The 24,081-nt window shown below is 75.1% G+C and carries 27 protein-coding genes; 15 read left to right on the top strand and 12 right to left on the bottom strand.

The features are described 5' to 3' along the window. The first annotated feature begins 89 nt into the window (after positions 1-89). Positions 90-1,076 (top strand): NAD-dependent epimerase/dehydratase family protein, encoded by a 987-nt coding sequence (locus ACFXOZ_RS06380; RefSeq protein WP_380587891.1) that lies wholly within the window; start codon positions 90-92, stop codon positions 1,074-1,076. Positions 1,077-1,098: 22 nt separating this feature from the next. Here the strand turns inward: ACFXOZ_RS06380 and ACFXOZ_RS06375 are convergent, their stop codons facing one another. Together ACFXOZ_RS06375 and ACFXOZ_RS06370 are read right to left on the bottom strand one after the other, a co-directional pair. Then, a complete protein-coding gene (locus ACFXOZ_RS06375; protein WP_380587970.1) occupies positions 1,099-3,165 on the bottom strand; it encodes an AAA family ATPase in 2,067 nt (688 codons plus the stop codon). Between the two features lie 388 nt (positions 3,166-3,553). Continuing rightward, the gene (locus ACFXOZ_RS06370) at positions 3,554-4,210 is read right to left on the bottom strand and encodes a uridine kinase (RefSeq protein ID WP_375883927.1); all 657 of its coding nucleotides are present in this window, start codon (positions 4,208-4,210) and stop codon (positions 3,554-3,556) included. A 211-nt stretch (positions 4,211-4,421) separates the two neighbouring features. Between ACFXOZ_RS06370 and ACFXOZ_RS06365 the strand changes: the two genes are divergently transcribed. Next, on the top strand, positions 4,422-5,585 hold the full coding sequence (locus ACFXOZ_RS06365; protein ID WP_380521388.1) for an acyl-CoA dehydrogenase family protein: 1,164 nt from the start codon (positions 4,422-4,424) through the stop codon (positions 5,583-5,585). Between the two features lie 172 nt (positions 5,586-5,757). On the opposite strand, the gene ACFXOZ_RS06360 is transcribed toward ACFXOZ_RS06365, so the two are convergent. Further along, complete coding sequence (locus ACFXOZ_RS06360; RefSeq protein WP_375883930.1) at positions 5,758-6,258, bottom strand: hypothetical protein; 501 nt, start codon at positions 6,256-6,258, stop codon at positions 5,758-5,760. 232 nt (positions 6,259-6,490) lie between these two features. Between ACFXOZ_RS06360 and ACFXOZ_RS06355 the strand changes: the two genes are divergently transcribed. The 6 genes from ACFXOZ_RS06355 (at position 6,491) to fxsA (ending at position 11,649) form a co-directional block, all read left to right on the top strand. Further along, the gene (locus tag ACFXOZ_RS06355) at positions 6,491-6,931 is read left to right on the top strand and encodes an Lrp/AsnC family transcriptional regulator (protein ID WP_218200145.1); all 441 of its coding nucleotides are present in this window, start codon (positions 6,491-6,493) and stop codon (positions 6,929-6,931) included. A 31-nt stretch (positions 6,932-6,962) separates the two neighbouring features. Continuing rightward, positions 6,963-8,570 (top strand): amidohydrolase, encoded by a 1,608-nt coding sequence (locus ACFXOZ_RS06350; protein ID WP_380587888.1) that lies wholly within the window; start codon positions 6,963-6,965, stop codon positions 8,568-8,570. A 61-nt stretch (positions 8,571-8,631) separates the two neighbouring features. Continuing rightward, positions 8,632-8,880, top strand: coding sequence for a hypothetical protein (locus ACFXOZ_RS06345; RefSeq protein ID WP_380401365.1), 249 nt, complete (start codon positions 8,632-8,634; stop codon positions 8,878-8,880). A 90-nt stretch (positions 8,881-8,970) separates the two neighbouring features. Beyond that, complete coding sequence (locus ACFXOZ_RS06340) at positions 8,971-9,243, top strand: hypothetical protein (protein WP_380587883.1); 273 nt, start codon at positions 8,971-8,973, stop codon at positions 9,241-9,243. A 119-nt stretch (positions 9,244-9,362) separates the two neighbouring features. Next, the gene (lnt, locus tag ACFXOZ_RS06335; protein ID WP_375883938.1) at positions 9,363-11,015 is read left to right on the top strand and encodes an apolipoprotein N-acyltransferase; all 1,653 of its coding nucleotides are present in this window, start codon (positions 9,363-9,365) and stop codon (positions 11,013-11,015) included. Between the two features lie 55 nt (positions 11,016-11,070). Continuing rightward, positions 11,071-11,649 (top strand): FxsA family membrane protein, encoded by a 579-nt coding sequence (gene fxsA / locus ACFXOZ_RS06330; protein WP_380587880.1) that lies wholly within the window; start codon positions 11,071-11,073, stop codon positions 11,647-11,649. Between the two features lie 121 nt (positions 11,650-11,770). On the opposite strand, the gene ACFXOZ_RS06325 is transcribed toward fxsA, so the two are convergent. The 3 genes from ACFXOZ_RS06325 to ACFXOZ_RS06315 form a co-directional block, all read right to left on the bottom strand. Next, positions 11,771-12,145, bottom strand: a complete 375-nt coding sequence (locus ACFXOZ_RS06325) for an RNA polymerase-binding protein RbpA (RefSeq protein ID WP_350506367.1) — start codon at positions 12,143-12,145, stop codon at positions 11,771-11,773. A gap of 290 nt (positions 12,146-12,435) precedes the next feature. Beyond that, on the bottom strand, positions 12,436-14,049 hold the full coding sequence (locus ACFXOZ_RS06320; RefSeq protein WP_380521371.1) for a hypothetical protein: 1,614 nt from the start codon (positions 14,047-14,049) through the stop codon (positions 12,436-12,438). A 112-nt stretch (positions 14,050-14,161) separates the two neighbouring features. Continuing rightward, positions 14,162-14,356, bottom strand: coding sequence for a hypothetical protein (locus ACFXOZ_RS06315; RefSeq protein WP_188305060.1), 195 nt, complete (start codon positions 14,354-14,356; stop codon positions 14,162-14,164). Between the two features lie 421 nt (positions 14,357-14,777). Between ACFXOZ_RS06315 and ACFXOZ_RS06310 the strand changes: the two genes are divergently transcribed. The 4 genes from ACFXOZ_RS06310 (at position 14,778) to ACFXOZ_RS06295 (ending at position 17,409) form a co-directional block, all read left to right on the top strand. Beyond that, a complete protein-coding gene (locus tag ACFXOZ_RS06310; RefSeq protein WP_380587877.1) occupies positions 14,778-15,170 on the top strand; it encodes an ankyrin repeat domain-containing protein in 393 nt (130 codons plus the stop codon). A gap of 24 nt (positions 15,171-15,194) precedes the next feature. Then, entirely contained in the window at positions 15,195-15,710 is a 516-nt protein-coding gene (locus ACFXOZ_RS06305; RefSeq protein WP_380401381.1) for a GNAT family N-acetyltransferase, read from the top strand. A 29-nt stretch (positions 15,711-15,739) separates the two neighbouring features. Next, entirely contained in the window at positions 15,740-16,813 is a 1,074-nt protein-coding gene (locus tag ACFXOZ_RS06300; protein ID WP_380587874.1) for a serine hydrolase domain-containing protein, read from the top strand. A gap of 95 nt (positions 16,814-16,908) precedes the next feature. Next, positions 16,909-17,409 carry an NUDIX domain-containing protein gene (locus ACFXOZ_RS06295; protein WP_375883953.1) on the top strand — a complete coding sequence of 167 codons (501 nt, stop codon included), beginning with the start codon at positions 16,909-16,911 and terminating at the stop codon, positions 17,407-17,409. 9 nt (positions 17,410-17,418) lie between these two features. Here ACFXOZ_RS06295 and ACFXOZ_RS06290 read toward each other — a convergent pair whose 3' ends face one another. The 3 genes from ACFXOZ_RS06290 to ACFXOZ_RS06280 all read right to left on the bottom strand — a co-directional run bounded on the left by ACFXOZ_RS06290 (position 17,419) and on the right by ACFXOZ_RS06280 (position 19,818). Beyond that, positions 17,419-18,069 (bottom strand): vitamin K epoxide reductase family protein, encoded by a 651-nt coding sequence (locus tag ACFXOZ_RS06290; RefSeq protein WP_380521363.1) that lies wholly within the window; start codon positions 18,067-18,069, stop codon positions 17,419-17,421. A 122-nt stretch (positions 18,070-18,191) separates the two neighbouring features. Beyond that, positions 18,192-18,998: a DsbA family protein gene (locus tag ACFXOZ_RS06285; RefSeq protein ID WP_380401389.1), complete on the bottom strand. Its 807-nt coding sequence runs from the start codon at positions 18,996-18,998 to the stop codon at positions 18,192-18,194. Between the two features lie 145 nt (positions 18,999-19,143). Beyond that, positions 19,144-19,818 carry a hypothetical protein gene (locus tag ACFXOZ_RS06280; RefSeq protein WP_380587871.1) on the bottom strand — a complete coding sequence of 225 codons (675 nt, stop codon included), beginning with the start codon at positions 19,816-19,818 and terminating at the stop codon, positions 19,144-19,146. Positions 19,819-19,998: 180 nt separating this feature from the next. Between ACFXOZ_RS06280 and ACFXOZ_RS06275 the strand changes: the two genes are divergently transcribed. Further along, positions 19,999-20,877, top strand: a complete 879-nt coding sequence (locus ACFXOZ_RS06275) for a CHAD domain-containing protein (RefSeq protein WP_380587868.1) — start codon at positions 19,999-20,001, stop codon at positions 20,875-20,877. Between the two features lie 20 nt (positions 20,878-20,897). Here ACFXOZ_RS06275 and ACFXOZ_RS06270 read toward each other — a convergent pair whose 3' ends face one another. Beyond that, on the bottom strand, positions 20,898-21,218 hold the full coding sequence (locus tag ACFXOZ_RS06270; RefSeq protein ID WP_380521357.1) for a DUF6980 family protein: 321 nt from the start codon (positions 21,216-21,218) through the stop codon (positions 20,898-20,900). A gap of 133 nt (positions 21,219-21,351) precedes the next feature. Further along, positions 21,352-22,200 carry a helix-turn-helix transcriptional regulator gene (locus ACFXOZ_RS06265; protein WP_380587865.1) on the bottom strand — a complete coding sequence of 283 codons (849 nt, stop codon included), beginning with the start codon at positions 22,198-22,200 and terminating at the stop codon, positions 21,352-21,354. Between the two features lie 132 nt (positions 22,201-22,332). Between ACFXOZ_RS06265 and ACFXOZ_RS06260 the strand changes: the two genes are divergently transcribed. Beyond that, the gene (locus tag ACFXOZ_RS06260; protein WP_380587862.1) at positions 22,333-23,058 is read left to right on the top strand and encodes an SDR family NAD(P)-dependent oxidoreductase; all 726 of its coding nucleotides are present in this window, start codon (positions 22,333-22,335) and stop codon (positions 23,056-23,058) included. Beyond that, positions 23,022-23,105 carry a hypothetical protein gene (locus ACFXOZ_RS06255; RefSeq protein WP_380587966.1) on the top strand — a complete coding sequence of 28 codons (84 nt, stop codon included), beginning with the start codon at positions 23,022-23,024 and terminating at the stop codon, positions 23,103-23,105. The genes ACFXOZ_RS06260 and ACFXOZ_RS06255 overlap by 37 nt, the downstream gene beginning before the upstream one ends. Before the next feature lie 185 nt (positions 23,106-23,290). On the opposite strand, the gene ACFXOZ_RS06250 is transcribed toward ACFXOZ_RS06255, so the two are convergent. Then, positions 23,291-24,064, bottom strand: a complete 774-nt coding sequence (locus ACFXOZ_RS06250) for a uracil-DNA glycosylase (protein WP_380521351.1) — start codon at positions 24,062-24,064, stop codon at positions 23,291-23,293. Positions 24,065-24,081 lie beyond the last annotated feature (17 nt).

Raw genomic sequence — 24,081 nt, 5'->3', positions numbered from 1 at the left:
CATCCGGCGACGCCTGTCCGCCGAGGGCGAATCTGCCCACAGCAGGCAACGGTTCCCCTGCCGGCCACCCTCGGAGGAGGGTGGTCGGCATGAGACTCCTGCTGCTGGGTGGAACGAAGTTCGTCGGACGGGCCGTCGCCGAGGAGGCGCTGGCCAGGGGCTGGGAGGTGACGGCCCTCAACCGCGGCACGCAGCCCGCGCCCGAGGGCGTCCGGGTGCTGCGGGGCGACCGCACCGCCGAGGACGGCCTCGCCGCGCTCGGCACGGGGGAGTGGGACGCGGTGGTGGACACCTGGTCCTGGGCCCCGGCGGCGGTGCGCGACAGCGCCCGGCGGCTGAACGGCCGGGTCGGCCACTACGCGTACGTCTCCAGCCGCTCGGTGTACGACCACCCGCTGCGCGCCGGGGCCGACGAGAGCGCACCGGTGGTCGACTCAGCCCCGGACCTCACCGGTGAGGTGGGCTACGCGGAGGCCAAGCGCGGCGCCGAACTGGCCCTGGAGGCGGAGTACGGCGGGCGCGCCCTGCTGGTCCGCGCCGGACTGATCCTCGGCCCGTACGAGGACATCGGCCGGCTGCCCTGGTGGCTGAACCGGATCGCCCGGGGCGGCCCGGTGCTCGCTCCCGGCCCGCGCGAGCTGCCGCTGCAGTACATCGACGGCCGCGACCTCGCCGCCTGGACCCTGGACGCGGCGGCGGCCCGGCTGGGCGGGCCGTACAACGTGGTCAGCCCGGCCGGCCACACCACCATGGGCGGGCTGCTGGAGGCCTGCGTCGGGGCCACCGGCTCGGACGCCGAGCTGCGCTGGACCGACCCGGAGCGGATCCTGGCGGCCGGTGTGCAGCCCTGGACGGAGCTGCCGGTCTGGCTGGCGCCCGGTGAGCTCTACGACTTCCTGCACGGCGCCTCGGTCGCCCGAGCCGTCGACGCCGGGCTGCGCTGCCGCCCGGTCGCCGAGACGGTCGAGGACACCTGGGCCTGGCTGCGGTCGATCGGCGGCGAGGCCCCGCAGCGCGCCGACCGGCCGAGGGTCGGACTCGACCCGGAGCGCGAGGCGGAGCTGCTCAGGGGCTGATGCCCGGTGGGGGAGCCGGTCGTCAGCCCCGGCCGTCGATCAGCTCCCCGTACGCCTGCACCAGGTCCGGCAGCCGCAGCGTCGCCAGGTCCTCCCGGCCCGGCGCCACGCGCAGCAGCGAGAGCCGCAGGTCCCGGTAGGCGCAGGACTTCTCGTACAGGGTGCGGATGAACCGGCCGTTGCCCAGCTCGTCGATCCAGCCCTCGCGCACCACGTGGGTGCAGATGCTGGCCAGCTCCTCGGCCGCGTCCTCGTCCCAGCCGTCGCCGTCCCGGCCGGCCAGCGCCGCGCCGATCGCGGTCAGTTCGTTCGGCCGGTAGCTGGGGAAGTCGACCCGGGTGGTGAAGCGGGAGTTGAGGCCGGGGTTGGTGGCGAGCAGCCGGTTCATCCCCTCCGGGTAGCCGGCCAGGATCACCACCAGCCGGTCCCGGTTGTCCTCGGCCCGCTTGAGCAGCACCTGGAGCGCCTCGTCGCCGTAGGCGTCGCCCTTGGTGTAGCCGGAGTTGGAGAGGCTGTACGCCTCGTCGATGAACAGCACGCCGTCCAGCGCGGAGTCGATCAGCTCGTTCGCCTTGACGGCGGTCTGGCCGAGGAACTCGCCCACCAGGTCCGCGCGTTGGGCCTCCACCAGGTGGTCGCCGGAGAGCAGTCCGAGGGCGTGGAAGACCCGGCCGAGGATCCGTGCCACGGTGGTCTTGCCGGTGCCGGACGGGCCGGAGAAGACGAAGTGCCGCTTCGGCGGCTGGACCGGCAGCCCCTGCTCGGCCCGCAGCCGCGACATCCTCAACTGGGCCGAGAGCGCCCTGACTTGGCGCTTGACCGGCTCCAGGCCGACCATCAGCGAGAGTTCGGCCAGGGCCGCGTCCAACTCCCGTTCGTTGCCGGCGGTCCGGGGCGGCGGAGCGGCGGCGGTGCGGGGCTGGGCCTCGCCGCGCACCGGCAGCGGCGGTGCGGCGGGGCCGGCCGGGGCGCCCGAACCCGAGCGTTCGCCGGCCGCCTGGGGTGCGCCGTCCGCGGCGGCGGGGTCCGGTTCCGGCGCGGTGAGCGGGCCGTCCACGAGGGTCGCGTCCACCGTGGGCCCGCCGCCGACCGGGGCGCCGCCGACCGGGGCGGTGCCGGTGCCGAACTCGGCGTCGTAGAGCGGCCCTTCGGCGTAGCCGGGGTCCTCCTGGTAGCCCGTCCCACCGCCCGCCCCGGCTCCCTCCGGACCCACGCCGTCGAGGCCGCTCCCGTCCAGCCCGACGCCCTCCAGCCCGGCCCCGTCGAGGCCGCCGCCGTCCAGCCCGGCCCCGTCGAGCCCGCCCCCGTCGAGCCCGACGCCGTCCGGGCCGAAGCCGTCCAGCCCGCCGGAGCGCCCGTCCGCGAGCAGCCCGTCCGCGAGCGCGTCCTCGGCCGAGATGGCCGTCAGCCGGGCCGAGGTGTCCATGAACGCCGGGTCCGCCCGGTGCACCGCCCGGTAGAGCGGCAGCGCCGCGGCGCTGCGCCCGGCCCCCTCGTAGGCCCGGGCCAGCCAGTAGCGCAGCTCCTTGCGCTGCGGCTGCTCGGAGCGGCAGCGGGCCAGTGAGGCGGCCAGCGGGGCCTGCGCCTGGGCGCACATGTCCAGCCGCACCCGGGCCATGCCGGCGAAGAGCCCGGCCTCGATGCCCAGCAGCGGGTCGTCCAGCAGCCGGTCGGTGTCCCGGATCAACTGCTCCCAGTCCTTGAGCAGGTAGGACCGGCAGGCGTACAGGAACTGCGCGGACGGGTCCTCGCTGGGGGCCGGGCACTGCTCCAACGCCCGGTCCAGCTCGGCCAGGTGGCGGCCGTCCAGCCAGTGCGAGGCGTGCGCCAGCGCGAGGTCGCGGGCGTCCTCCAGCACCGGCTGCACCCACCACCCCAGCCAGTACCAGGAGCTGAGCGGGCGGCGGTGCAGCCGCCGCTGCTCGCCGAAGCGGTTCTGGTTGCGGTACATGGCGAGCAGGGCGGCCGAGGTGTCGCTGCGCAGCGCGTGCAGGCCGAGCCAGGCGTCGGCCATGCCGGGGTCCAGCCGGACGGCCGCCCGGAACTCCTCCTCGGCCCGGGCGTAGGCACCGGCGGTGTAGGCGTCCATGGCCCGCAGCCAGGCCCGGTCGGCGAGCCGGTCCGGGCCGCCCGCCGTGCTGTCGGAACTGTCGACCGTCGTCACTCACGCCCCCCGCGGTGTGGCCCGGGGCTCGGCCGGCGGATCGCCTGTACGCAGCCGGGCCGGTGGTCGTCGAGCCCCCGGGGCGCATATGCGCCTACCGGGAATCGTACCGGCGCGGGGCTGATCCGGAAGGGTGCCGCACAGGGTCAAATGCGATCGCGCACACGGTGGTTGGGCGGCCGGATGGCCGAAAAACCGCTGACCGGGGGGCTGGGGGAGGGGACCGGACGGCGCTCCCGGCTCACGGGGGAACAAGTCGGGAGCGCCGGGTCCGAAGCGGCCGGAACGGTGGGTTCCGGCGACTGAGGAGAACCTAAGTCCTGGTGATGTCGCAGGTCAAGGGCTTAGTTGAAGGTTCACCGACGGTGCTCGGCACGATCCGCCCGGTCACCCCGTCGACCCTGGTGGCGGCGTGCGGACGGCTCGGGTCGGCGGCGAAGTGCGCCGCCTCCGCGCGGGCCCAACCCGCCCAGAACGCGGCGAGTTCCGGCCCGTCCCGCTCCTCGCCGCGCCGACGGGCCGCAGCGGCCTCCAGCTCCATCCAGATCACCCGGGCCAGCCACGGCCGCACCTCGCGGCGCCCCGCGCCGACCCCCTCCACCAGCACCACCGGGGCGAGCGGCACCCGGGCGGTGCCGGCGAAACGGCGCAGCGTCCAGTCGTACACCCGGTGCTCGGCGTCGCGGCCGGCCGCCAGCGGCTCCAGCACCTGCTCGCGCAGCCGCCCGGTCCAGTCGAAGAGCTCGGTGTGGGTGGCCAGGTCGTCGAGGTGGACCACTGGTGCGCCGCCGAGCGCTGCCGCCAGCCGCCCGGCGAAGGTCGTCTTGCCGGAGCCCGCGTGCCCGTCCACCGCGACCAGCCGCACCGGCCCGCAGGAGGGCGGCAGCGCCCGCAGCTCCCGGACCAGCCCGGTCAGCGGGTCGGCGGGAGCGGGCGGACGGGAGGAGGGGGCGGTTCCGGATGCAGCCACAACGGCAACCCTACGGTGCCGTAGCCCACCACTGCGGACAGATCATCTGTGCAGGTCGTGACGGCAGCGCGGGTTTCGGGCATACTCGCCTTCGCCACGCCTGTGAACGGCCGTTCACCGCAACCCGGTGCCGGTCGGGCCGACCTGCCACACCCGCGCCGGACCACCCGCCACCCCGGGCCGGCGCCCGATCGAGGAGGCGACCCTCGCCATGACCCCGTCCCCCGTGAAAGCCGTGGAGCGCCAGCTGCCCAGCGAGGAGGCCCGCGAGCTGCTGAGCCTCACCCGGGACCTGGTCCAGCGCGAGCTCCAGCCGCGCGCGGCGGAGGACGAGGCCGCGGACCGCTTCCCCCGGGAGGTCTTCCGCACCCTCGGCGAGGCCGGCCTGCTCTCCCTCCCGTACGACGAGAAGTACGGCGGCGGCGAGCAGCCCTACGAGGTGTACCTCCAGGTCCTGGAGGAGCTCGCCGCGGGCTGGCTGGCAGTGGGCCTCGGCGTCAGCGTGCACACCCTGTCCTGCCACGCGCTGGCCACCTTCGGCAACGACGAGCAGCGCGAGACGTGGCTGCCCGGCATGCTCTCCGGCGAACAGCTCGGCGCCTACTGCCTCTCCGAGCCGCAGTCCGGCTCCGACGCGGCGGCCCTGCGCACCCGCGCCGACCTCGACGGGGACGAGTACGTCGTCAACGGCACCAAGGCGTGGATCACCCACGGCGGCCAGGCCGACTTCTACAGCGCCCTGGTGCGCACCGGGGTGGACGGCCCCAAGGGCATCAGCTGCCTGCTCGTGCCCGGCGCCCAGCAGGGCCTGTCGGCCGCGCCGCCGGAGCACAAGATGGGCATGCGTTCCTCGCCGACCGCCCAGCTGCACTTCGACGGTGCCCGGGTGCCCCGCGAGCGGCTGGTCGGGGAGGAGGGCCAGGGCTTCCAGATCGCGCTCGCCGCGCTGGACTCCGGCCGCCTCGGCATCGCCGCCTGTGCCGTCGGCGTCGCCCAGGCCGCGCTCGACCTCGCCGTCGACTACGCCCGCACCCGGCGCCAGTTCGGCCGCCCGATCGCGGACTTCCAGGGCCTGTCCTTCATGCTCGCCGACATGGCCACCCAGATCGAGGCCGGGCGGTCGCTCTACCTCGCCGCCGCGCGGCTGCGGGACGCGGGCCGGCCGTTCTCCAAGGAGGCGGCGATGGCCAAGCTGTTCTGCACCGACGCCGCGATGCGGGTGACCACCGACGCCGTCCAGGTGCTCGGCGGCTACGGCTACACCCAGGACTTCCCGGCCGAGCGCTACATGCGCGAGGCCAAGGTGCTGCAGATCGTCGAGGGCACCAACCAGATCCAGCGCCTGGTGATCGGCCGCCACCTCACCAAGGGCTGAGCCGAGGCGGGCCCGGAGCCCGGCCCGGTGCCGAAGCCCGGCCCCAGGGCCGAAGTCCGGCTCGGAGGCCGAGGCCTCCCCGATACGGCCCCCGGCCGTCACTCCAGGGTGCGGAGTGACGACCGGGGGCAATTCTTTGATCAGGCGTCAACTCGCCTGCTGCCGCAGCAAATCAGCGCCGCGCGAGCCGCCGGCGCTGCTCCGGGATGGTGGCGAGCGGGACGGCCGAGGCGACCGCCCGCCCGGCCTTGGCCGGAGCGGCGACACCGCCGCCCGCGCTGCGCACCGGGCGGTGCACCGGTGCGTGCGAGAACGGCTGGGTGCGCCAGTCGAGCCCGCTCGGCAGCTTGCACAGCGCCTCGAACCCGGTCGGTTCGGCGTCCTCCCGGGTCTCCGCCTCGGCCAGGTCGTCGGTCAGGGTGCCCGAGCCGGGGCAGATCGCGGGGGCGAAGGGGTTCCAGGCCGTCGGCAGCAGTGCGTGCTGCGGCAGTTGCTCCTCGTCCGCCACCAGGGCGATCGGGCGGCGGCACTCGGGGCAGTGGACCCGGAAGATGTCCCAGGTCTCGGCGTCGCCGGGGTCGGTGCCCGGCGCGTGGTCGACCGCGAGGTCGTCGCGGCCGGACAGATCGTCGGTCTCGTCGAGAGCCAGCACGCGCTGGTCGGTAGCAGGCATGGAGATCCCCCTAGGATCGGGCCCGGCGTGGTCGCTCTGGGGCCACAACCAGCACTTCCCTGCGACTCGGGCTCATAACCCTGCGGACTTGCGCACCGTGATGCACCGGGTGTGTCCTTGGCCACACCGCCCGCCACATTCACCAGGCACATGCCCGTACGACACCTGCGGTCCGACCCCGTGCAACCACCGTGCGCCCCCCGTGCTCCCCGAGCGGGTAGGTTTGCGCACCGTGGAGGATCTCGACCAACGCATCGTCCAGCTGCTCCTAGAGGACGGCCGGATGAGCTACACGGACCTGGGCAAGGCCACCGGCCTGTCCACCTCGGCGGTGCACCAGCGGGTGCGCCGCCTCGAACAGCGCGGGGTGATCCGCGGCTACACCGCGATCGTCGACCCCGACGCCGTCGACCTGGCGCTGACCGCGTTCATCTCGGTCAAGCCCTTCGACCCCAGCGCCCCGGACGACACCCCGGAGAGACTGGCCGGCCTGCCCGAGATCGAGGCCTGCCACAGCGTCGCCGGCGACGAGAACTACATCCTCAAGGTCCGGGTCGGCGCCCCGGGCGACCTGGAGGACCTGCTGGCGCGGATCCGCAGCGCCGCCGGAGTGTCCACCCGCACCACGGTGGTGCTCTCCACCCCCTACGAGGCACGACCCCCGAAGATCTGAGCGCGAACCGGCGGGGTGCAGACTTGGGCGCATGACCGAACGCACCTCCCGGACCGTCCTGCTGCGCGGCGGCGCCGTCTACAGCCCCGCCGACCCCTTCGCCACCGCGATGCTCGTGGAGGGCGGGCACATCGCCTGGGTCGGCAGCGACGGCGCCGCCGAGGCGTACGCCGCGACCGCCGACGAGATCGTCGAGCTGGACGGCGCCCTGGTCACCCCCGCCTTCGTCGACGCCCATGTGCACGCCACCTCCACCGGGCTGGCGCTCACCGGCCTCGACCTCACCGGCAGCCCCTCGCTGCCCGCCGCGCTGGCCGCCGTCACCGCCTTCGTCGAGGCGCAGCCGGAGACCGGCGGGGTGCTGATCGGCCACGGCTGGGACGAGACCGGCTGGCCCGAGGGCCGCCCGCCCACGCGCGCCGAACTCGACGCGGCCGCCCGCGGCGCGGCGCTCTACCTCTCCCGCACCGACGTCCACTCCGCGCTCGCCACCACCGCGCTGCGCACCCTCACCGAGGACCTCACCGAGCGCCCCGGCCACCACGCCGACGGCCCGCTCACCAAGGACGCCCACCACGCCGTCCGGCAGACCGCGCTGGCGCACCTCACTCCCGAGCAGCGCCGCCGCGCCCAGCGCGCCACCCTGGCCCGCGCCGCCGAACTCGGCATCGGCGCCCTGCACGAGTGCGCCGGCCCGGAGATCTCCTCCGAGGCCGACCTCGCCGCGCTGCTGGAGCTGGCCGCCGAGGGCGAGGGCCCCGAGGTCTTCGGCTACTGGGGCGAGCTGGGCGGCATCGAGACCGCCCGCCGGCTCGGCGCGGTGGGCGCCGGCGGCGACCTCTTCGTGGACGGCGCGCTCGGCTCGCACACCGCCTGCCTGCACGCCCGGTACGCCGACGCCGAGCACACCGGCACCGCCTACCTGACCGCCGAGCAGGTCGCCGACCACGTCGCCGCCTGCACCGGGGCCGGACTGCAGGCCGGTTTCCACGCGATCGGCGACGCGGCGCTCGCCGCCGTGATCGAGGGCGTGCGCACGGCCGGGGAGCGGGTCGGCGCCGACCGGGTCAAGGCGCTGCGCCACCGCGTCGAGCACGCCGAGGCCCTGGACGACAAGGCGATCGCGGCCTTCGGCGAACTCGGCCTCACCGCCTCCGTCCAGCCCGCCTTCGACGCCGCCTGGGGCGGCCCGGAGGGCATGTACGCGCAGCGCCTGGGCGCCGAGCGGGCGGCCGGCCTCAACCCGTACGCGGCCCTGCTGCGGGCCGGTGTCCCGCTGGCCTTCGGCTCGGACGCCCCGGTCACCCCGCTCGACCCCTGGGGCACCGTCCGCGCCGCGGCCTTCCACCGGACCCTGGAGCACCGGATCTCGGTCCGCGCCGCCTTCACCGCCCACACCCGCGGCGGCTGGCGCGCGATCGGCCGCGACCACGACGGCGTGCTGGTGCCCGGCGCGGTCGCCAACTACGCGCTCTGGGCCGCCGACGAGCTGGTCGTCCAGGCCCCGGACTCCCGGGTGGCGGGCTGGTCCACCGACCCGCGCTCCGGCACCCCCGGCCTGCCCGACCTCACCCCGGGCCACGAACTCCCGCTCTGCCTGCGCACGGTGGTCCGCGGCCGCACCGTGTACGAGCGGTAACACCGTGCACGAGCGGTAATTCGGGTGATCGGCGGGCGGTCGCCCTCCTAGGGTGCCGACCATGACCGAGATCGTCCCCGCCGACTTCACCGTCCCGCGCGAGCTGCTCGCCCCGGAGTTCCGCCTGGAACCCCTGGGCGAGCAGCACAACGCCTCCGACCACGCCGCCTGGACATGGGCGGGCCCGGCGAGGACCGTCGGGCGCGCGGTGCCGGGGCACGCACCTCGCCGCGTTGTCGTCGGTCGCCGATGCTCCGCATGGACTCCCTCCTCCGCCTTGCGATGCACGCACCCCAACACCGCGCGCTGACCCGACGCTCCTCGCCGGGCCCGCCCGCGCACCTCGCACATCCGCGCCACCCCCGGCTGGGCGGGCCGCGGCTGGCCGCCCGCCGACGGCATGCCCCTGGCGGACAACCTCGCGGGCCTGCGCCGGCACGCCGCCGACTTCGAGGCCCGCCGGGGCTTCACCTACACCGTCCTGGAGCCGGACCGGGGCGAGGTGATCGGCTGCGTGTACATCTACCCGGACCGCGAGGACGCCTCCGTGGTCTCGGTCAGCTCCTGGGTCCGCGCCGACCGCGCCGAGCTGGACGCCCCGCTGTACCGCGCCGTCTCCGCCTGGCTCACCGACCACTGGCCGCTGGGGCGCTTCCACTACGCGGAGCGCTGACCCCACCACCCCCCCGAACCGGCCCAGCACCCTGACCTCACGCGCCCGCGACGTTCCGGGGTACCTTCTTCGCACAGCGTCCGAACAGCAAGCCCCAGGAAGATGGTGCGCCGGTGGCCATGCCCGTCACCCAGGAGCGGTCCGGGACCGCTCCCGAGCAGCCGGAACCGGCCCCGACCCCCGGCCGCCTCGCCCGCGCCCTCGCCAAGGTCCGGGCCGGCCTGCCGCGCACCGGCCTCGCCGCGCTGTCCGGCCTGCTGCTCGCGTTCGCCTTCCCGCCGTACGACCTCTGGCCGCTGTCGCTGCTGGGCGTCGCCGCGCTGTCGCTGCTCACCCGCGGCCGTACCTTCCGCCAGGGCGCCTGGACGGGCTTCGCCTTCGGCTTCCCGTTCTTCCTGATGCTGCTCAGCTGGCTGCGGGTGGTCGGCTGGGACGCGACCGTCGGCCTGTCGGTGATCGAGGCGCTGTTCCTGGCCCTGCTCGGCGGGGCGCTGGCGCTCACCTCCCGGCTGCCCGGCTGGGCGTTCTGGGCGGCCGCCCTGTGGGTCACCCAGGAGTGGGCGCGCGACCGGCTGCCGCTGGGCGGCTTCCCCTGGGGCCGACTGGCCTTCGCCAACACCGCGACGCCGTACACCCCGCTGGCCGCCCTCGGCGGCGCGCCGCTGGTGACCTTCGCCGTCGCCCTGTCCGGCACCCTGCTCGCCTGGGCCGCGCTGCGCCTGCGCGGGCCGGGCCGGGCCCCGAAGGCGGCCGCGCTGGCGGCGCTCGGCGCGGTGGCCGCGCTGCTGGCCGGCTACCTCGTCCCGGTGCCCACCGCCGCGGCCGACACCGTGAAGGTCGCCATCGTCCAGGGCAACGTGCCCAACCCGGGCATGGACTTCCTCGGCCGCCCGATGATGGTGCTCAACAACCACGCCTCGGCCACCGAGCGCCTGGCCGCCGACGTGCAGGCGGGCAAGGTCCCGCGCCCCGACGTGGTGATCTGGCCGGAGAACTCCTCCGACCTGGACCCGTTCAGCGACCCGCTGGCCCGCCAGCGCATCGACGAGGCGGTCAAGGCCGTCGGCGTGCCCACCCTGGTCGGCACCCTGGTGGACGGCCCGGACGCGCAGCACGTCCAGAACGAGGGCATCGTCTGGGACCCGGTCACCGGCCCCGGCGCCTCCTACACCAAGCAGCACCCCGTCCCGTTCGGCGAGTACGTGCCGTTCCGGGCCCAGCTGATGAAGGTGATCACCCGCCTCCAGCGGGTCGCCCGCGACTTCTACCCCGGCGACCACAACGGCGTGATGCAGCTCGGCCCGGCGCGGATCGGCGACGTGATCTGCTTCGAGGTGGCCTACGACGAGATCGTCCGGGACACGGTGGACAGCGGCGCCCGGGTCCTGGTCGTCCAGACCAACAACGCGACCTACGCCGAGACCGGCCAGCCCGAGCAGCAGCTGGCGATGAGCCGGCTGCGCGCGGTCGAGCACGGCCGGGCCGTGCTGATCGCCGCCACCAGCGGCATCAGCGCCGTGATCGCCCCGGACGGCACCGTCGAGCAGCGCACCCGGGAGCTGACCCCGGCCGAGCTGTCCGCCACCGTCCCGCTGCGCGACGGCACCACGGTCGCCGACGAGGTCGGCTCCGCCCCGGAGTGGACGCTGGCCGTCGGCGGCCTGCTGGCCTGCGCCGCCGCCCTGCTGGTCGGCCGCCGCCGGAAGGCCGTGGACGGAACGCTCCACGGAACACCGGCCGCCGCGGAATCGTTGGACCAGGTGGTGCCGTAGCCGGCCCGGACCTCCCGTGCGGCGCGCAGAGCACCGCTTGGAGTGGATCCGTACCGTGACCCAGCAAGCTACCCCCGCCCGTCCGGCCCCGCGTAGCAGGCTGCGCCGGGTGCTGCCGCTGCTGTTCACCGCCTGGCTGGTGCTGGAGATCTGGCTGCTGGTGCAGGTCGCCTCCTGGCTCGGCGGCCTCACCGTCCTGCTGCTGCTCATCGCCGGCGCGGTGATCGGCGGCTCGCTGATCAAGCGGGCCGGGCTCAAGGCCCTGTCGGCGGCGATCGAGCAGAGCAAGAACCCGCAGTCCGAGCAGCCGCAGACCGGCACCAGCATGACCGTGGGGGCCGGGCTGCTGCTGATCGTGCCGGGCTTCCTGTCCGACCTGGTCGCCCTGACCCTGCTGTTCCCGCCGACCAGGGCACTGTGGCGGGTGGCCGGCCGCCGGATCGCGGACAAGGCGATGCGCAGCACCTCCGCCGTGGGCGCCGACGCGTTCGCGGACGCGATGCGGCTGCAGGAGCAGATGCGCATCCACCGCCCGGACGGCAAGGTCGTTCAGGGCGAGGTGGTCGACCCGGAGAGCGGTCCGCGCGGACCGCAGGGCCCCGACACCACCTACCGCCCGCCGATCTCCGGCTGACGCCCGCTGCTCCGGCACCCACTGCTCCGGACAACGCGAACTGCTCCGGACAACGCGAAAGGGACCCTGGTGGCCAGGGTCCCTTTTCGCGTCCTCCCGCCTGCGGCGGGAGCGAGATGGGTCAGGCGCTCTTGCGGGTGTCACGCGGGTGCACCGCGAGGTTCATCCCGCCGGAGCGGAGCACGGCCAGCCGCTCGGCCAGCACCTCCTCCAGCTCCTCGCGCGTCCGGCGCTCCATCAGCATGTCCCAATGGGTGCGCGTGGGCTTGGTCTTCTTCTCCTCAGGCTCGTCACCGTCGAGGAGAACCGCCTCCTGGCCGCAGAAGCGGCATTCCCAGGCCTGAGGGATCTCCGCCTCGACCGAGAAAGGAACCTCGAATCGGTGTCCGTTCTGACATGCGTACTCGACGGTCTGGCGCGGAGCCAGATCGATACCACGGTCGGTCTCGTAGCTAGTGGCCCCGAGTCGCGTGCCGCGGAGAGCTCGCTCGCTCATGAATCGTGCCTCCCGGGCTTAATGGCCCACAGGACTAGTGGTCGCTGTTCTGGTCGCTGTTCTTCGTCGTTCGGTCAACGCTCGGCTTCCGACGAAGATTCCCGTCCCGGGACATGCGTCGTCTGTCGTGCCGCCCCTGTTTGTACCCACCGTCGCCCGATTTGTCACATCTGGCCGGTGATATCACCCCAGGTGTCACCAATTTCACATCTGGTGATCGTGCGGACTTTCTGTGACGAGCGTACCGGTCGGCGATTCCGCGGCGCCGGTCGCCCCCGCTTCCCGGGCGGTCAGGAGATCGGTCGGGAACGGATCATCGGCTCGGTCTTGCCGAGGTCGACCGGGCGGGCGGGCGCGGCGGCGTCCGGCGGGACCACCGGCGGGCGGTCCGGGCGGGGCGGCGCCGCGGAGGCGGGCTCGGTCCGGCTGTCGCGGTGCGGCAGCAGGGCGATCACCGCGTCGCGCAGTTGGGCCGGGGCCTCCTCGTCCAGCGGGTCGACGGTGGCGGGCACCTGGAGCCGGACCGGGGTGCCGTTGCCGATCCGGGCGTAGCCGCGGCCGACCGGGGCGTGGGCGGCGGGCACGATGTCCAGCGGCGCGCCGAGCGCGGCGTGGCCCTCCTCGGGCCCGGCCGGGCCGAGCAGCACCCTGGCCCGGGCGGTGGCCCGGACGGTCGGGGTGATCCGGTCCCGGGCCTCGACGTCGTCGGCGATCACCACGGTGACCCGGGCGGCGCGGCCGTGCCGCAGCGGAAGTTCCAGCAGCTCCTGCGGGTCGGGGCGGCCCTCGGCGTGGGCGAGCTCGCCCAGCTCGGTCGGGTGGTCCAGCAGCAGCCAGAGCGGCCGGGTGAGGTCCTCGGGCAGCGGGGTGCCGGTGTGCCGGGCGGTGTTCAGCGCGGTGAGCCGCCGCTCGGTCTCCTGGGCGGCCCACTCCAGGGCGGCCAGCGCGCCGTGCAGGCTGGTCTCCACGGTGTGCACGCCGGGCCGGTTGACCAGGCAGGCGTGCTCCCCGGTGCCGGCGCCGTCGATCACCACCAGGTCGCCGTACGGGAGCGCCTGGAGCGCGATCGAGCGGATCAGGCTGGAGGTGCCGTAGCCGGCGACGCCGAGGGCCAGCAGGTGCGGCTCGGAGGAGCGCGGGCCGGTGCGCCAGACCACCGGCGGCTGCTGGGCGGTGGCCCCGCCCTGGTGGACCGGGATGGTGCGGGCGGTGCCGTCCTCGTCGGTGAAGCCGAGCACGATCTCGCCCGGGGCGGCGACGAAGCGCTGGGCGGCGATGTCGGTGGGCAGTGGGGCCAGCGCGGTGATCCGCAGCCGGTTGGACTCCTCGTCCCAGTCGAAGCGGTACTCCCGGGCCCGCCCGGCCTTGCCCTGGACGACCTGCTCGATCCGGGCCCGGGCGGCGGGCTCGGTGTCGGTGAAGTAGGCGGGGTAGCTCAGCTCCAGCCGGGAGAGCCGGCCCTCGCCGTCGAACTCCCAGGAGCCGAAGGCGTTCTTGTAGCCGCCCTCGAAGTGGTACAGCGGATTGGCGTCCTCGGGGCCGCACAGGTACGGCGTGAGCGCCGAGTAGAGGGCGGCGAGCTTGACGTCGGCGACGTCGGGCGCGGGCGGGGCGGGCGCCGCCTTGGGGGCCCGGCCGGCCCAGGCGGCGCTGGCCATCAGGCCGACCAGGGCGAACAGCAGGCCGTGCGGCAGCAGGTAGATGCCGACCAGCATGGCGGCCGACAGGAACAGCGTCGGGCCGCGCCGCTCCTTCGGGGTGGCCTGCCAGCGGCCCTTGGCCCAGCCGGCGTGGTGGCGCAGCCCGCGGCCGATCACGGTGAGCGGGGCGAACATGTCGGTGGCGTGGTCCCCGGCGGTTCGGGCGAACTCGCGGCCCTTGCCGAGATGGCGGTGGAGCGGCATTCCGTGACTCCCCGGTCGAGTGGGACGGGTGGGGTGAGGGGGCACTGCTCGTGGTACGACGGGGCCCGGGGCGGTGGGATCCGCGCCCGGGCCGGTGGGGGAAAGGCGGCGCCTAGAACCGAAGGCCGCCGAGCAGGCTCGCCAGGCTGGCGCCGCCCGCGGTGATGCTGGGGGCGATCGAGGAACCGGCGACGTAGAAGCCGAAGAGGGCGCAGACGATGGCGTGCGAGACCTTTAGTCCGTCCCTGCGGAAGAACAGAAAGGCGATGGTGCCGAACAGGACGATGCCGGAAATCGAGAGGATCACTTCTGCTCCTCGGGGAGGGGGACGGGGGACAGTGTTACTTAAAGTGCCCTAATCGTGACAAAAAGTAATAGATGATGGAACGGCGCAAATGGGTGGTTCTGCCGTTCATTGCCGTCGGGTGAGCCGGGCGGCGGTGTGCGAACCGGCCGGGGTGGGGGCCTGGAGTCGTGCGGGATCCGGGTGGGACCGGTGCCGCGAGGCATTCCCGGGGGGCGGGTGGGAAGTTTCCGGGGGGTCCCGGAAGTTCGCTCGAATGGCCGCGCAACCCGTGCGGCCGGACGTCGTACCGCACGGCGTACCGCGCCCGGGGCCGGTGGGGCCGCCGTCCGGAATCCGGACGCCCGCTGGTCCGTCGGCGGCGCGGGCCGCTACGGTGCGGTACGCACGAGCCCTCGTCACCCCTCTGGAAAGGCAGTCCGCCATGACCGATGCCCCCGACGCCGAGGTGATCGCGCTCGCCGGGAAGCTCTTCGACGCCGCCCGGGCCGGCGACACCGCCACCCTGACCACCGCGCTCGACGCCGGGGTCTCCGCGGACCTCACCAACGGCAGCGGCGACACCCTGGTGATGCTGGCCGCCTACCACGGCCACGCGGCCACCGTGGAAACCCTGCTCCAGCGCGGCGCCGACCCGAACCGCGCCAACGACAAGGGCCAGACCCCGCTCGCCGGGGCCGTCTTCAAGGGCGGCTCGGACGTCGTCGACGCCCTGCTGGCCGGCGGCGCCGACCCGAGGGCCGGTGTCCCGTCCGCCGTCGACGCCGCCGCGATGTTCGGCAAGACCGAGCTGCTCGCCCGGTTCGAGTCTCAGTAAGGGCAGGTCGTAGGCTCTTCGACCATGGAGAGCACCGCCGCGCAGGCCGCCAGCACCGTCGAGTTCCGCATCACCGGGTACGCCCACCCCGACGCGCAGGCCCTGTCGGCGGAGGTGCAGCAGGAGTACGTCCGCCGCTACGGCGACCCGGACGAGACCGTGATGCACCCCGAGGACTTCGAGGCCCCGGCCGGCCTGTTCATGATCGCCTACCTGGACGGCCGGCCGGTCGCCTGCGGCGGCTGGCGGGCCAAGCAGGCCGGCCCGGACGGACTGCGCGACGGCGACGTCGAGCTCAAGCGGATGTTCGTGGTCCCCGCCGCCCGCGGCCGGGGCCTGGCCCGGGCGGTGCTGCACCGCCTGGAGGAGACCGCGGCCGAGGCCGGGCACACCCGCGTCATCCTGGAGACCGGCAGCGAGCAGCCCGAGGCCATCGCGCTGTACGGCTCCGAGGGCTACACGGCGATCCGCAAGTTCGGCATCTACAAGGACCACCCGCTGAGCATCTGCCTCGGCAAGGAACTCCCCGCGGCGGTCTGAGCGGCCGGCGCCCCGGGTAGACACCCGGGGTGGACCACCGAGCACCCGAGGCGGAGCGCCTCCCCGCCCTGGCCGCGCCCGGCGGGGAGCTGGACCGGCTGGTCCTGGCCGGCCTGCGCGCCGTCGGCGCGGGCGCCGTCTGGGCCGTCGGCGACGCCGGGGGCGCCCTCGGCGGCGGCAGTCACGGCACCCTCGGGCAGGGCCCGTACGCGCGGCTCGCGCCGGGGCCGGACACCCTGTACGACCTCGCCAGCCTCACCAAGGTGGTGGCGCTCTGGCCCGCCGCCGGAGTGCTGTGGCAGTCCGGCCGGCTGCCGCTGGACGAACCGCTCGGCCGCTGGTGGCCGCCCGCCGCCGGGCGGCCCGTCGGCGTCGTGACGGTCCGTCAACTCATGGCCCACACGGCGGGGTTGCTGCCGTACACCCGCTTCGAGCAGCTCTACGGGCGGGAGCCGGCGGCGATCCGGGCCGGAGTGCTGGCCGCCCCGCTGCACCGTGCGCCGGGAGCGGCCGTGGAGTACACCGACCGCGCCGCCGTGCTGCTCTGCTACCTGGTCGAGGACCTCGGCGGCGCGCCGCTGGACGTCCTCGCCGAGCGCTGGACCTGGCGGCCGCTCGGCATGACCGACACCCGGTACGGGCCGCTCGGCGCCGCGGACACCGCCCGGACCGCGCCCACCGAGTGGCACGAGCCGACCGGCGCCCACCTGCACGGCGTCGTCCACGACCCCTCCGCCCGGCTGCTCGGCGGCGTCTCCGGCAACGCCGGCGTCTTCTCCACCGCCCGCGACCTGGCCCGCTTCCTCACCGCCGTGCTCGCCCCGCCGCCCGAACTCCCGTGGGGCGCGCGGTGGATCACCGCATCGCTGCGCGAGCAGACCGGCGGCCTGGCCCCCGCGCGCGGCCTGTCCTGGCTGGTCGCCGCCGGCACCGACCCGGCCGAGGGCACCTTCGTCCACTACGGCTTCACCGGCACCGGCTGCTGGGTCTCCCGCCGCCAGGGCCGCTGGGCCCTGCTGCTCAGCAACAAGGTGCACCACGACCGGAACACCCAGCCGCTGACCGACCTGCGCAACGCCTTCCGGCGAGCCGTCTTCGGGTGATACCCGATCGGGTGGATTAGGTACGAACCGCCTTTGCCGGGGCGGCGGTTGCGGCAGAGTGACCGGGACGGGCAGCGGCCGGCGGAGGAGGCGCGATGACGGAGACCTGGGCACTCACGGAGGAACAGTGGCTCGCCCGGATACTGCGCGCCTACATCGGCTGCAGCGTGCTGCTCACCGGCGAGGACGGCAAGGTCCTGCTGCTGAAAGCGAGTTACCGCGACCAGTGGCAGTTCCCCGGCGGCGGGATGGACCCGGGGGAGGGCCCCGCCGAGTGCGCCGCCCGCGAACTGCGGGAGGAGACCGGGCTGTCGGCGGGCGAGCTGCGGCTGCTGGTGGTGGAGTGGCGCGAGGCGATCCCCGACCAGGGCCGGCACGCCCACCCGGCCGTGCACTTCATGTTCGACGGCGGTGCGGTCGAGCGGGGCGCGGTGATCCGGCTGCAGGCGGAGGAGATCGCCGACCACGGCTACTTCACCCCCGCCCGGGCGGCCGCCCTGCTGCACCCCAGCGCGGCGCGCCGGCTCACCGGGGCCCTGGAGGCCCGGCGCACCGGCGCCGCCGTACTGCTGCACTCGGCGGGGTACGTGGGCTGACCGGGCCGGTCAGAGGAGGGTGCTCCAGTAGTACCAGAACCGGTTCAGGACCAGCAGCGCGATCACCGCCGCCCACAGCACCGGCAGCGCCCAGTGGTAGCGCGCCGCCTCCCGGACCACCGCCCGCGCCCTGGGCCCGACCGGGATCACGCCGGAGCGCAGGTTGTGCAGCGTGACGTACCAGAACAGCACCACCACCGTCGCCCAGACCACCATGCAGTACGGGCACAGCGCGCCGATCTCGTACAGCGCCTGGTCGATCAGCCAGTGCACGAACACCACGCCCAGCGCCGTCCCGGCGTGCAGGCCCAGCCAGAACCAGCGCCGGTACGCGGCGCCCGCCAGCAGCCCGGCCCCGATCGCCGCCAGCGCGCCGAACGCGGCCAGGCCGAGCAGCGGGTTCGGGAAGCCGAAGACCTCCGCCTGCTCGGTGCGCATCACCGAGCCGCAGCTGATCACCGGATTGATGTTGCAGCTGGGGACGTACGACGGGTTCTCCAGGATGCGGAGCTTGTCGAAGGTCAGGACGGCCGAGGCGGCCAGCCCGACCAGTCCGCCGAGGAACAGCAGGAGGGCGAGGGCCCGGCTCGCGCCGATCGGGCCACGGCCGGCGGCGTCGGGGACGGACGGGGAGGGGTGCACGGTGGTCGGGGCGGTCATGACAGCACACTCCGGTGGCTGGCTGGGAGGAGCCGGCCCGGCCGGGAGTTCGGCCGGGCCGGTGGTGCCGTGCGGGGCGGTGTGGTGCGGGGTGGTGAGGGACGGGTGCGGTGCGGGGCGGCCTACTGGAGGCCGGCGGCCTGCTTCACCTGGGCGGTGAACTGCTCCGGCGTGGCGGTGGTGTTGCCCGCGAACAGGTTGATCGTCTTGCCGTCCACCTTGACCGTCGGGGTGCCGGTCACCTGGCTGTTGTTGAACGCGTCGGCCACCTTCGCCGCCCACGGCGCGTACGTCCGGTCGGTGACCGCCTTCACGAAGGCGTCCGTCTTGAGCCCGGGCACCTGGCCGGCCAGGTCCAGCAGGTGGTTGACGTCGCCGAAGTCGTCGCTGCGCTCGTCCGGCTGGTTGGCGTACAGCACGTCGTGGAAGGCCTTGAACTTGTCCACGCCCTCGTTCAGCGCGGCGCCCGCGGCGGCCAGCGCGGTGCGCGAGCCCTTGCCGCCGAGGTTCTTGTCCAGGAAGGCGGCCAGGTGGAACTCCACCTTGATCTGGCCGTCCTGGGTGAGCTGCTTGACGGTCTGGCCGTTCGCCGCCTCGAAGTGCTTGCAGACCGGGCAGCGGAAGTCCTCGTAGACCTCCATGGTGTGCGGGGCGTCGGCCTTGCCGAGGGTGATCACCGTGCCGTCCGGGCCGGTGGCGTTCGCCGGCACGACCAGCGGGGCCGAGGAGGCGGCCGCGGCCGCCTTGTCGTCGTTCTTCGAACCGGTGTTGATCGCGAGCGCGACACCGCCGGCCAGCGCCAGCACGACGACGGCGGAGACCGACACGACGATCAGCTGACGGCGCTTGGCGGCCTGCTGCTCGCGGCGCTGCGCCTCCTGGATCCGCTCGCGGGCGCTGACGCGCTTCTTGTTCTTGTCCTGAGCCATGGGGAAGTCAACTCCTGTACGCGGCGCGCGGGCGCGCGCGGGTGGCCGCACTCGGGTGCGGCGGGGGCAGGTGACGCGGAGTCGAGCGCGCTGCCCACGGGCGTACGGAACCGTGCACGCTCAGGTGACGGAAGGGGGTACGCGCTCAGCAGGCAGGCGCGAGAACCGGCGGACCACGCCGGGGAGCCGGGCTCAGCACCACGTCCTCGCGGCGCGGCCGCTCGTGGTCGGACACCGGCAGCGGCACCCGCAGCACCGGGCGCACCGGGGCGGGGAGCAGCAGCAGGACCAGCGCCCGCAGCGGGCGGGCCAGCGACTGGTGCAGCGCGCGCAGCGCCCGGGCCAGGCCGGACAGCGCGGCGTCGCCCAGCCGCAGCCAGGCCGAGGCGGCCAGCGCGATCGCCAGGTGCACCACCAGGAGCAGCAACTGGGTCGCCGCGGGCGCCAGTTCCCCGGTGTGCCCCAGCGGGCCGCCCAGCAGCGAGCCGTCCACCGAACCGCCGCCGCAGACCAGCAGGTTCACCCCGCGCGCGGACACGTGCTCGGAGAGCACCGGCCCACAGGCGGTCTGGCCCAGGTTGAAGGTGGTGTTCAGCAGCAGCTCGACCGGCACCATCACGGCGGTGATGTGCAGCAGCCGGCGTTCCCCGCCGGCCATCGCGGCCACCACCAGGAAGACGACGGCACTCGCCGTGGCCACCAGCGACAGCGACAGCGGGCGACCGGTGATGACCACCTGGCCCAACGCGGCCATCGGCACGGCGAGCGCGGTGAACACCGCGGCCCGCAGGGCCCTGGTCGCATGGGTGGAGGTCAGCACGCTCCGGAGTATGCCATGCCCCTCGTGCCGGGCACGAGGGCGCGTAGGACCCTTGACAGCCCGGGCGGTGCCCGCTCGGGCCGTGACGGTGCCCGCTCGGGCCCTGCGGGGTCGACAGCCACCGCCCGGTGCCTACCCTGGAAGGCATCACCGGTGACCCCGACGAGGGGGTGCGCGTCCATGGCGAGGCCCGAGACCACGGTCGGAGAGGTGCTGCTCGACCGCGTCGAGGCCCAGGCGGTGGTGCTCGCCGGACTGGACGACGCCGTCCGGGCGGACGAACCCGACGCCGTGCACCGGATGCGGGTCGCCTGCCGACGGCTGCGCAGCGCGCTGCGGACCTTCCGCCGGCTCCTCGACCCCGGCGCCACCGACACCCTGGTCGCCGACCTGCGCTGGCTGGGCGCCACCCTCGGGCGGGCCCGGGACAGCGAGGTGCTCGCCGAACGGCTGGCCGCCCGGGCCCGCGAACTGCCCGAGGCCTGCGGGCCGGAACGGGTCGCCGGGTCGCTGCGGGAATGGGGCGCGGCCGAGTACCGCCGGGCCCGGCCCGAGGTGGTCGCCGCCCTCGACAGCCCCCGCCGCCGGGCCCTGACCGAAGCCCTGACCACCCTGCTCGCCGACCCGCCGCTGCGCCCGCGCGCGGCCCGGTCCGCCGGCCCCGAGCTCTCCCGGATCGCGGCCCGCGAACAGCGCCGCACCGCCGCCCGGGTGCACACCGCCCTCGCGGCCGGCCCCGCGGAACGCGACGGCGCCCTGCACGAGGCCCGCAAGGCCGCCAAGCGGGCCCGCTACGCCGGGGAGACGGCGGCACCCGCGGTCGGCGCGGCGGCGGAGCGGTACGCGGAGCGGATGAAGGCCGTCCAGGAGGTGCTGGGCGAGCACCAGGACGCGGTGGTCGCCGCCGCGGCCCTGGCGTCCCGGCCCGCGGCGGCCGGCGAGCCCTTCGCCTGCGGGGTGCTCTACGCGGGCCAGCTGGCGGCGGCGGAGGCCGCCCGGGCCCGGCTGCCGCAGGTGTGGGCGGGGGCGGCGGGCCGCAGGCTGACGCGGTTCGAGTAGGGCCCGGGAGGCCTGTGGCCCTAGCGGGTGTCGCCGCCGGGCAGGGTGAGCCAGCGGTCGTCCTCGAACTCGGCGGGGATGTCCTGCGCCCAGGGGTCGATGCCCCGGCGTTCGAGCTCGTCGAACCAGCGGTCCCGCTGGGACTCGGGGAGCCGTGTCGCGCACCACGGGCAGAAGTCGATGCCGATGCTCGCCCGGCCGCCGTCGTGGACGACGATCCCGTACTCCTGGTACTTGGCGATGAACAGCACCACCGCGTCGGGGCAGTCGTACGGGTTGTCGTGCTGGTGGCACTGCCGGTCCAGCTGCCTGGTCATGGACTCGCAGCAGTGCGCTGTCATCGCCTCGGGTACTCCGGGTCGTCAGGTGGGGGCACGTCGGGTTCGGGTGGAGGCTACGGCCGTTCGGAGGCGCGGCGGTACCGGTTTTCCCGTCCTGCCTGCGCTGTCCGTCCCGCGTGCCCTGCCCGCTGGGTCACGTTCCGCGCGCGGCGGCGAAGGCGCGGCGGGTGGGACTGTCCGGTGGGGCGAGGAAGGCGAAGACGTGGCGGCCCTCCTCGGGGAGCGGCAGCACGGTGTAGTCGAGGACGGCGGTGTCCAGCGCGGGGTGGCGGACGTGGAGGCGGCCGGGGCCGGGCGGGGCGGCCCGGTGGTGGTCCCAGAGCGCGGCGAACTCCGGGCTGGCCGTGGAGAGCCGGCCGACCAGGGCGAGCAGGGTCCGGTCGCGGGGGCGGTCGGCGTGCTGGGCGCGCAGGGAGGCGACCAGGTCGGCGCCGATCGAGCGGTCGGCGGCCGTGTTGCCCGGCGAGCGGTCCCGGTACGGGCAGCAGAAGACCTGCCAGAGCAGGTTGCGCTCGTGCGGCGGCCGCCGCTCCGGCCCGGCCAGCAGCAGGGCGGCGGGCCGGTTCCAGGCCAGCAGGTCGAAGGTCGGGCCGGTGACGAAGGCGGGGGCGGCGTCCAGGGTCTCCAGCAGGGCCAGGGTGGCCGCGGGGACGGCCGGGTCGGTGGAGGGGCCGGTGGAGGGGCCGGTGGCGGGCGGCGCCGTACGGTCGCGCCGTACGGCCAGCCGGTGCAGGTAGGCGCGCTCCGGGCCGCTCAGGTGCAGGGCCTCGGCGAGACCGTCCAGGACCGGGCCGGTGGGCACCCGTTGGCGGCCCTGTTCCAGCCGGGCGTAGTAGTCGGCCGAGATCCCGGCGCGGGCGGCGACCTCCTCGCGGCGCAGCCCGGGGGTGCGGCGGCGGCCGGCCGCGGGCAGGCCCGCTTCGGCGGGCGCGAGTCGGGCACGGCGGGCGCGCAGGAACGCGCCCAGCGGGGTCTCGGGCATGCGCGCCAGGCTGCCACAGCCAGGCCGGCCCTACCAGGACCGGGCTGTCCCTGGCTGGGCGGTCCCTGGCTGGGCGGTCCGGGGTACGACCGGCCGCTGGTGGGCCGGCGGGGGTGGCGGCAGGCTCGCCGCATGGGACTTCTCGACGACAAGGTCACGATCGTCACCGGTGCCGGGCGGGGCATCGGCGCCACCTCCGCCCGGCTGTTCGCCCGGGAGGGCGCGCTGCTGGTGCTGGCCGCCCGCTCCGCGCCGGAGGTGGAGGCGCTGGCCGACGAACTGCGGGCCGCCGGCGGGGAGGCGGTGGCGGTGGCCGCCGACCTGACCACCGCCGAGGGCGCCCAGCGGACGGTGGACGCGGCGCTGACCGCCTTCGGCCGGCTGGACGCGGCCTTCGACAACGCGGGCAACGGCCTGCCGCCCGCTCCGCTCGCCGAACGCTCGGAGGCCGAGTGGGACGACACCCACGCGCTCAACCTGCGGGGCACCTGGCTCTGCCTGCGCGCCCAGCTGCGGGCGATGGCGGCGGCCGGCCGCGGCGGCTCGGTGGTGCTCAACTCCGGGGTGGGCGCGCTGGTCGGGGGCTTCGGCGACGGCGCCCAGCAGGCCGCCAAGCACGGACTGACCGGCCTGGTGAAGGCGGCCACCGCCGACTACGCGCGGTACGGCGTCCGGGTCAACGCCGTCGCGCCCGGGGTGGTCCGCACCCCCGGGACGGAGGAGTACTTCGCGGCGGGCCCGGAGTTCGCCGCCCTGGTCGCCCGCTCGACCCGCTGGGCCGTCCGGGCCTGGACACCGAGGTGGCGGAGGCGGCGGCCTGGCTGCTCAGCGACCGGTCCTCGTACGTGGCGGGCGTGACCCTGCCGGTGGACGGCGGGATCACGGCCACCCGGCGGTTCGACTGAGCCGTGCCGTGCGGGGCCACGCGCCAGGGCGTGTCTGACAATTCCCGCCGGGCACGCGACGCCGGGGCACGCACCTCGCCGCGTTGTCGTCGGTCGCCGATGCTCCGCATGGACTCCCTCCTCCGCCTTGCGATGCACGCACCCCAACGCCGCGCGCTGATCCGACGCGAATTGTCAGACACGCCCTAATGGGGGCTGAGCCCCGCCGAGACGGCCGCCTCGCGGAGCAGCTCGCGGAGCATCGCGGTGGTCAGCCGGCCGGTGTTCGTGTTGCGCGGGCTGACGTGGTAGCAGCCGTACAGCCGTAGGTCGGGGCCGCCGTCCCGGGCGGGGAGGGTGACCAGGGCGGCGTGGCCGAAGGCCGGGCGCGGTCGGGGCACGGTCCAGCCGGCGTCGGCGAGCACCGGCAGCACCGCCTGCCAGGCGAAGCCGCCGAGGGCGACGACCGTCCGCACGGTGGGGCGCAGCAGTTGCAGTTCGCGGGTGATCCAGGGGCGGCAGGTGTCGCGTTCGGCGGTGCTGGGCTTGTTGTCGGGCGGGGCGCAGCGCACCGGGTCGGTGATCCGGACGCCGTACAGCTCCAGGCCGTCGCCGTGCCGGACGGACTCCGCGCGGTTGGCGAGCCCGAGCTCGTGGAGGGCCGCGTAGAGGAGGTCGCCGGAGGGGTCGCCGGTGAAGATCCGGCCGGTGCGGTTGCCGCCGTGGGCGGCGGGGGCGAGACCGACCAGGACGAGCGGGGCGTCGGGCGGGCCGAAACCGGGGATCGGCCGGGCCCAGTAGTCCCAGTCCTGGTAGGCGCGGCGCTTGGTGCGGGCGGTCTCCTCGCGCCAGGCGACCAGCCGGGGGCAGGCCCGGCAGTCGGTGACGACCCGGTCGAGGACGGTGAGTCCGGTGGCGCGGGCGGCGGCCTCGGCCGGGTGGCGGGGGTCGCCGGGGTCATCGGCGGGGGCCGGCTGCATGGGCCCGATCCTAGGGC

Source organism: Kitasatospora sp. NPDC059160, assembly GCF_042755465.1.
Taxonomy (GTDB): Bacteria; Actinomycetota; Actinomycetes; order Streptomycetales; family Streptomycetaceae; genus Kitasatospora.
The sequence above is the reverse complement of the archived record's forward strand: the minus strand, read 5'-3'. Positions and strand labels throughout refer to the sequence as shown.

What these genes read in the sequence shown, in the direction of transcription:
- ACFXOZ_RS06380 (WP_380587891.1), top strand. Translation starts at nt 90, where the DNA reads ATGAGACTCCTGCTGCTGGGTGGAACGAAGTTCGTCGGACGGGCCGTC.
- ACFXOZ_RS06375 (WP_380587970.1), bottom strand. Translation starts at nt 3,165, where the DNA reads ATGGACGCCTACACCGCCGGTGCCTACGCCCGGGCCGAGGAGGAGTTC.
- ACFXOZ_RS06365 (WP_380521388.1), top strand. Translation starts at nt 4,422, where the DNA reads ATGACCCCGTCCCCCGTGAAAGCCGTGGAGCGCCAGCTGCCCAGCGAG.
- ACFXOZ_RS06360 (WP_375883930.1), bottom strand. Translation starts at nt 6,258, where the DNA reads ATGCCTGCTACCGACCAGCGCGTGCTGGCTCTCGACGAGACCGACGAT.
- ACFXOZ_RS06350 (WP_380587888.1), top strand. Translation starts at nt 6,963, where the DNA reads ATGACCGAACGCACCTCCCGGACCGTCCTGCTGCGCGGCGGCGCCGTC.
- ACFXOZ_RS06345 (WP_380401365.1), top strand. Translation starts at nt 8,632, where the DNA reads ATGACCGAGATCGTCCCCGCCGACTTCACCGTCCCGCGCGAGCTGCTC.
- ACFXOZ_RS06340 (WP_380587883.1), top strand. Translation starts at nt 8,971, where the DNA reads ATGCCCCTGGCGGACAACCTCGCGGGCCTGCGCCGGCACGCCGCCGAC.
- lnt (WP_375883938.1), top strand. Translation starts at nt 9,363, where the DNA reads ATGCCCGTCACCCAGGAGCGGTCCGGGACCGCTCCCGAGCAGCCGGAA.
- ACFXOZ_RS06325 (WP_350506367.1), bottom strand. Translation starts at nt 12,145, where the DNA reads ATGAGCGAGCGAGCTCTCCGCGGCACGCGACTCGGGGCCACTAGCTAC.
- ACFXOZ_RS06320 (WP_380521371.1), bottom strand. Translation starts at nt 14,049, where the DNA reads ATGCCGCTCCACCGCCATCTCGGCAAGGGCCGCGAGTTCGCCCGAACC.
- ACFXOZ_RS06310 (WP_380587877.1), top strand. Translation starts at nt 14,778, where the DNA reads ATGACCGATGCCCCCGACGCCGAGGTGATCGCGCTCGCCGGGAAGCTC.
- ACFXOZ_RS06305 (WP_380401381.1), top strand. Translation starts at nt 15,195, where the DNA reads ATGGAGAGCACCGCCGCGCAGGCCGCCAGCACCGTCGAGTTCCGCATC.
- ACFXOZ_RS06295 (WP_375883953.1), top strand. Translation starts at nt 16,909, where the DNA reads ATGACGGAGACCTGGGCACTCACGGAGGAACAGTGGCTCGCCCGGATA.
- ACFXOZ_RS06290 (WP_380521363.1), bottom strand. Translation starts at nt 18,069, where the DNA reads ATGACCGCCCCGACCACCGTGCACCCCTCCCCGTCCGTCCCCGACGCC.
- ACFXOZ_RS06285 (WP_380401389.1), bottom strand. Translation starts at nt 18,998, where the DNA reads ATGGCTCAGGACAAGAACAAGAAGCGCGTCAGCGCCCGCGAGCGGATC.
- ACFXOZ_RS06275 (WP_380587868.1), top strand. Translation starts at nt 19,999, where the DNA reads ATGGCGAGGCCCGAGACCACGGTCGGAGAGGTGCTGCTCGACCGCGTC.
- ACFXOZ_RS06270 (WP_380521357.1), bottom strand. Translation starts at nt 21,218, where the DNA reads ATGACAGCGCACTGCTGCGAGTCCATGACCAGGCAGCTGGACCGGCAG.
- ACFXOZ_RS06265 (WP_380587865.1), bottom strand. Translation starts at nt 22,200, where the DNA reads ATGCCCGAGACCCCGCTGGGCGCGTTCCTGCGCGCCCGCCGTGCCCGA.
- ACFXOZ_RS06260 (WP_380587862.1), top strand. Translation starts at nt 22,333, where the DNA reads ATGGGACTTCTCGACGACAAGGTCACGATCGTCACCGGTGCCGGGCGG.
- ACFXOZ_RS06250 (WP_380521351.1), bottom strand. Translation starts at nt 24,064, where the DNA reads ATGCAGCCGGCCCCCGCCGATGACCCCGGCGACCCCCGCCACCCGGCC.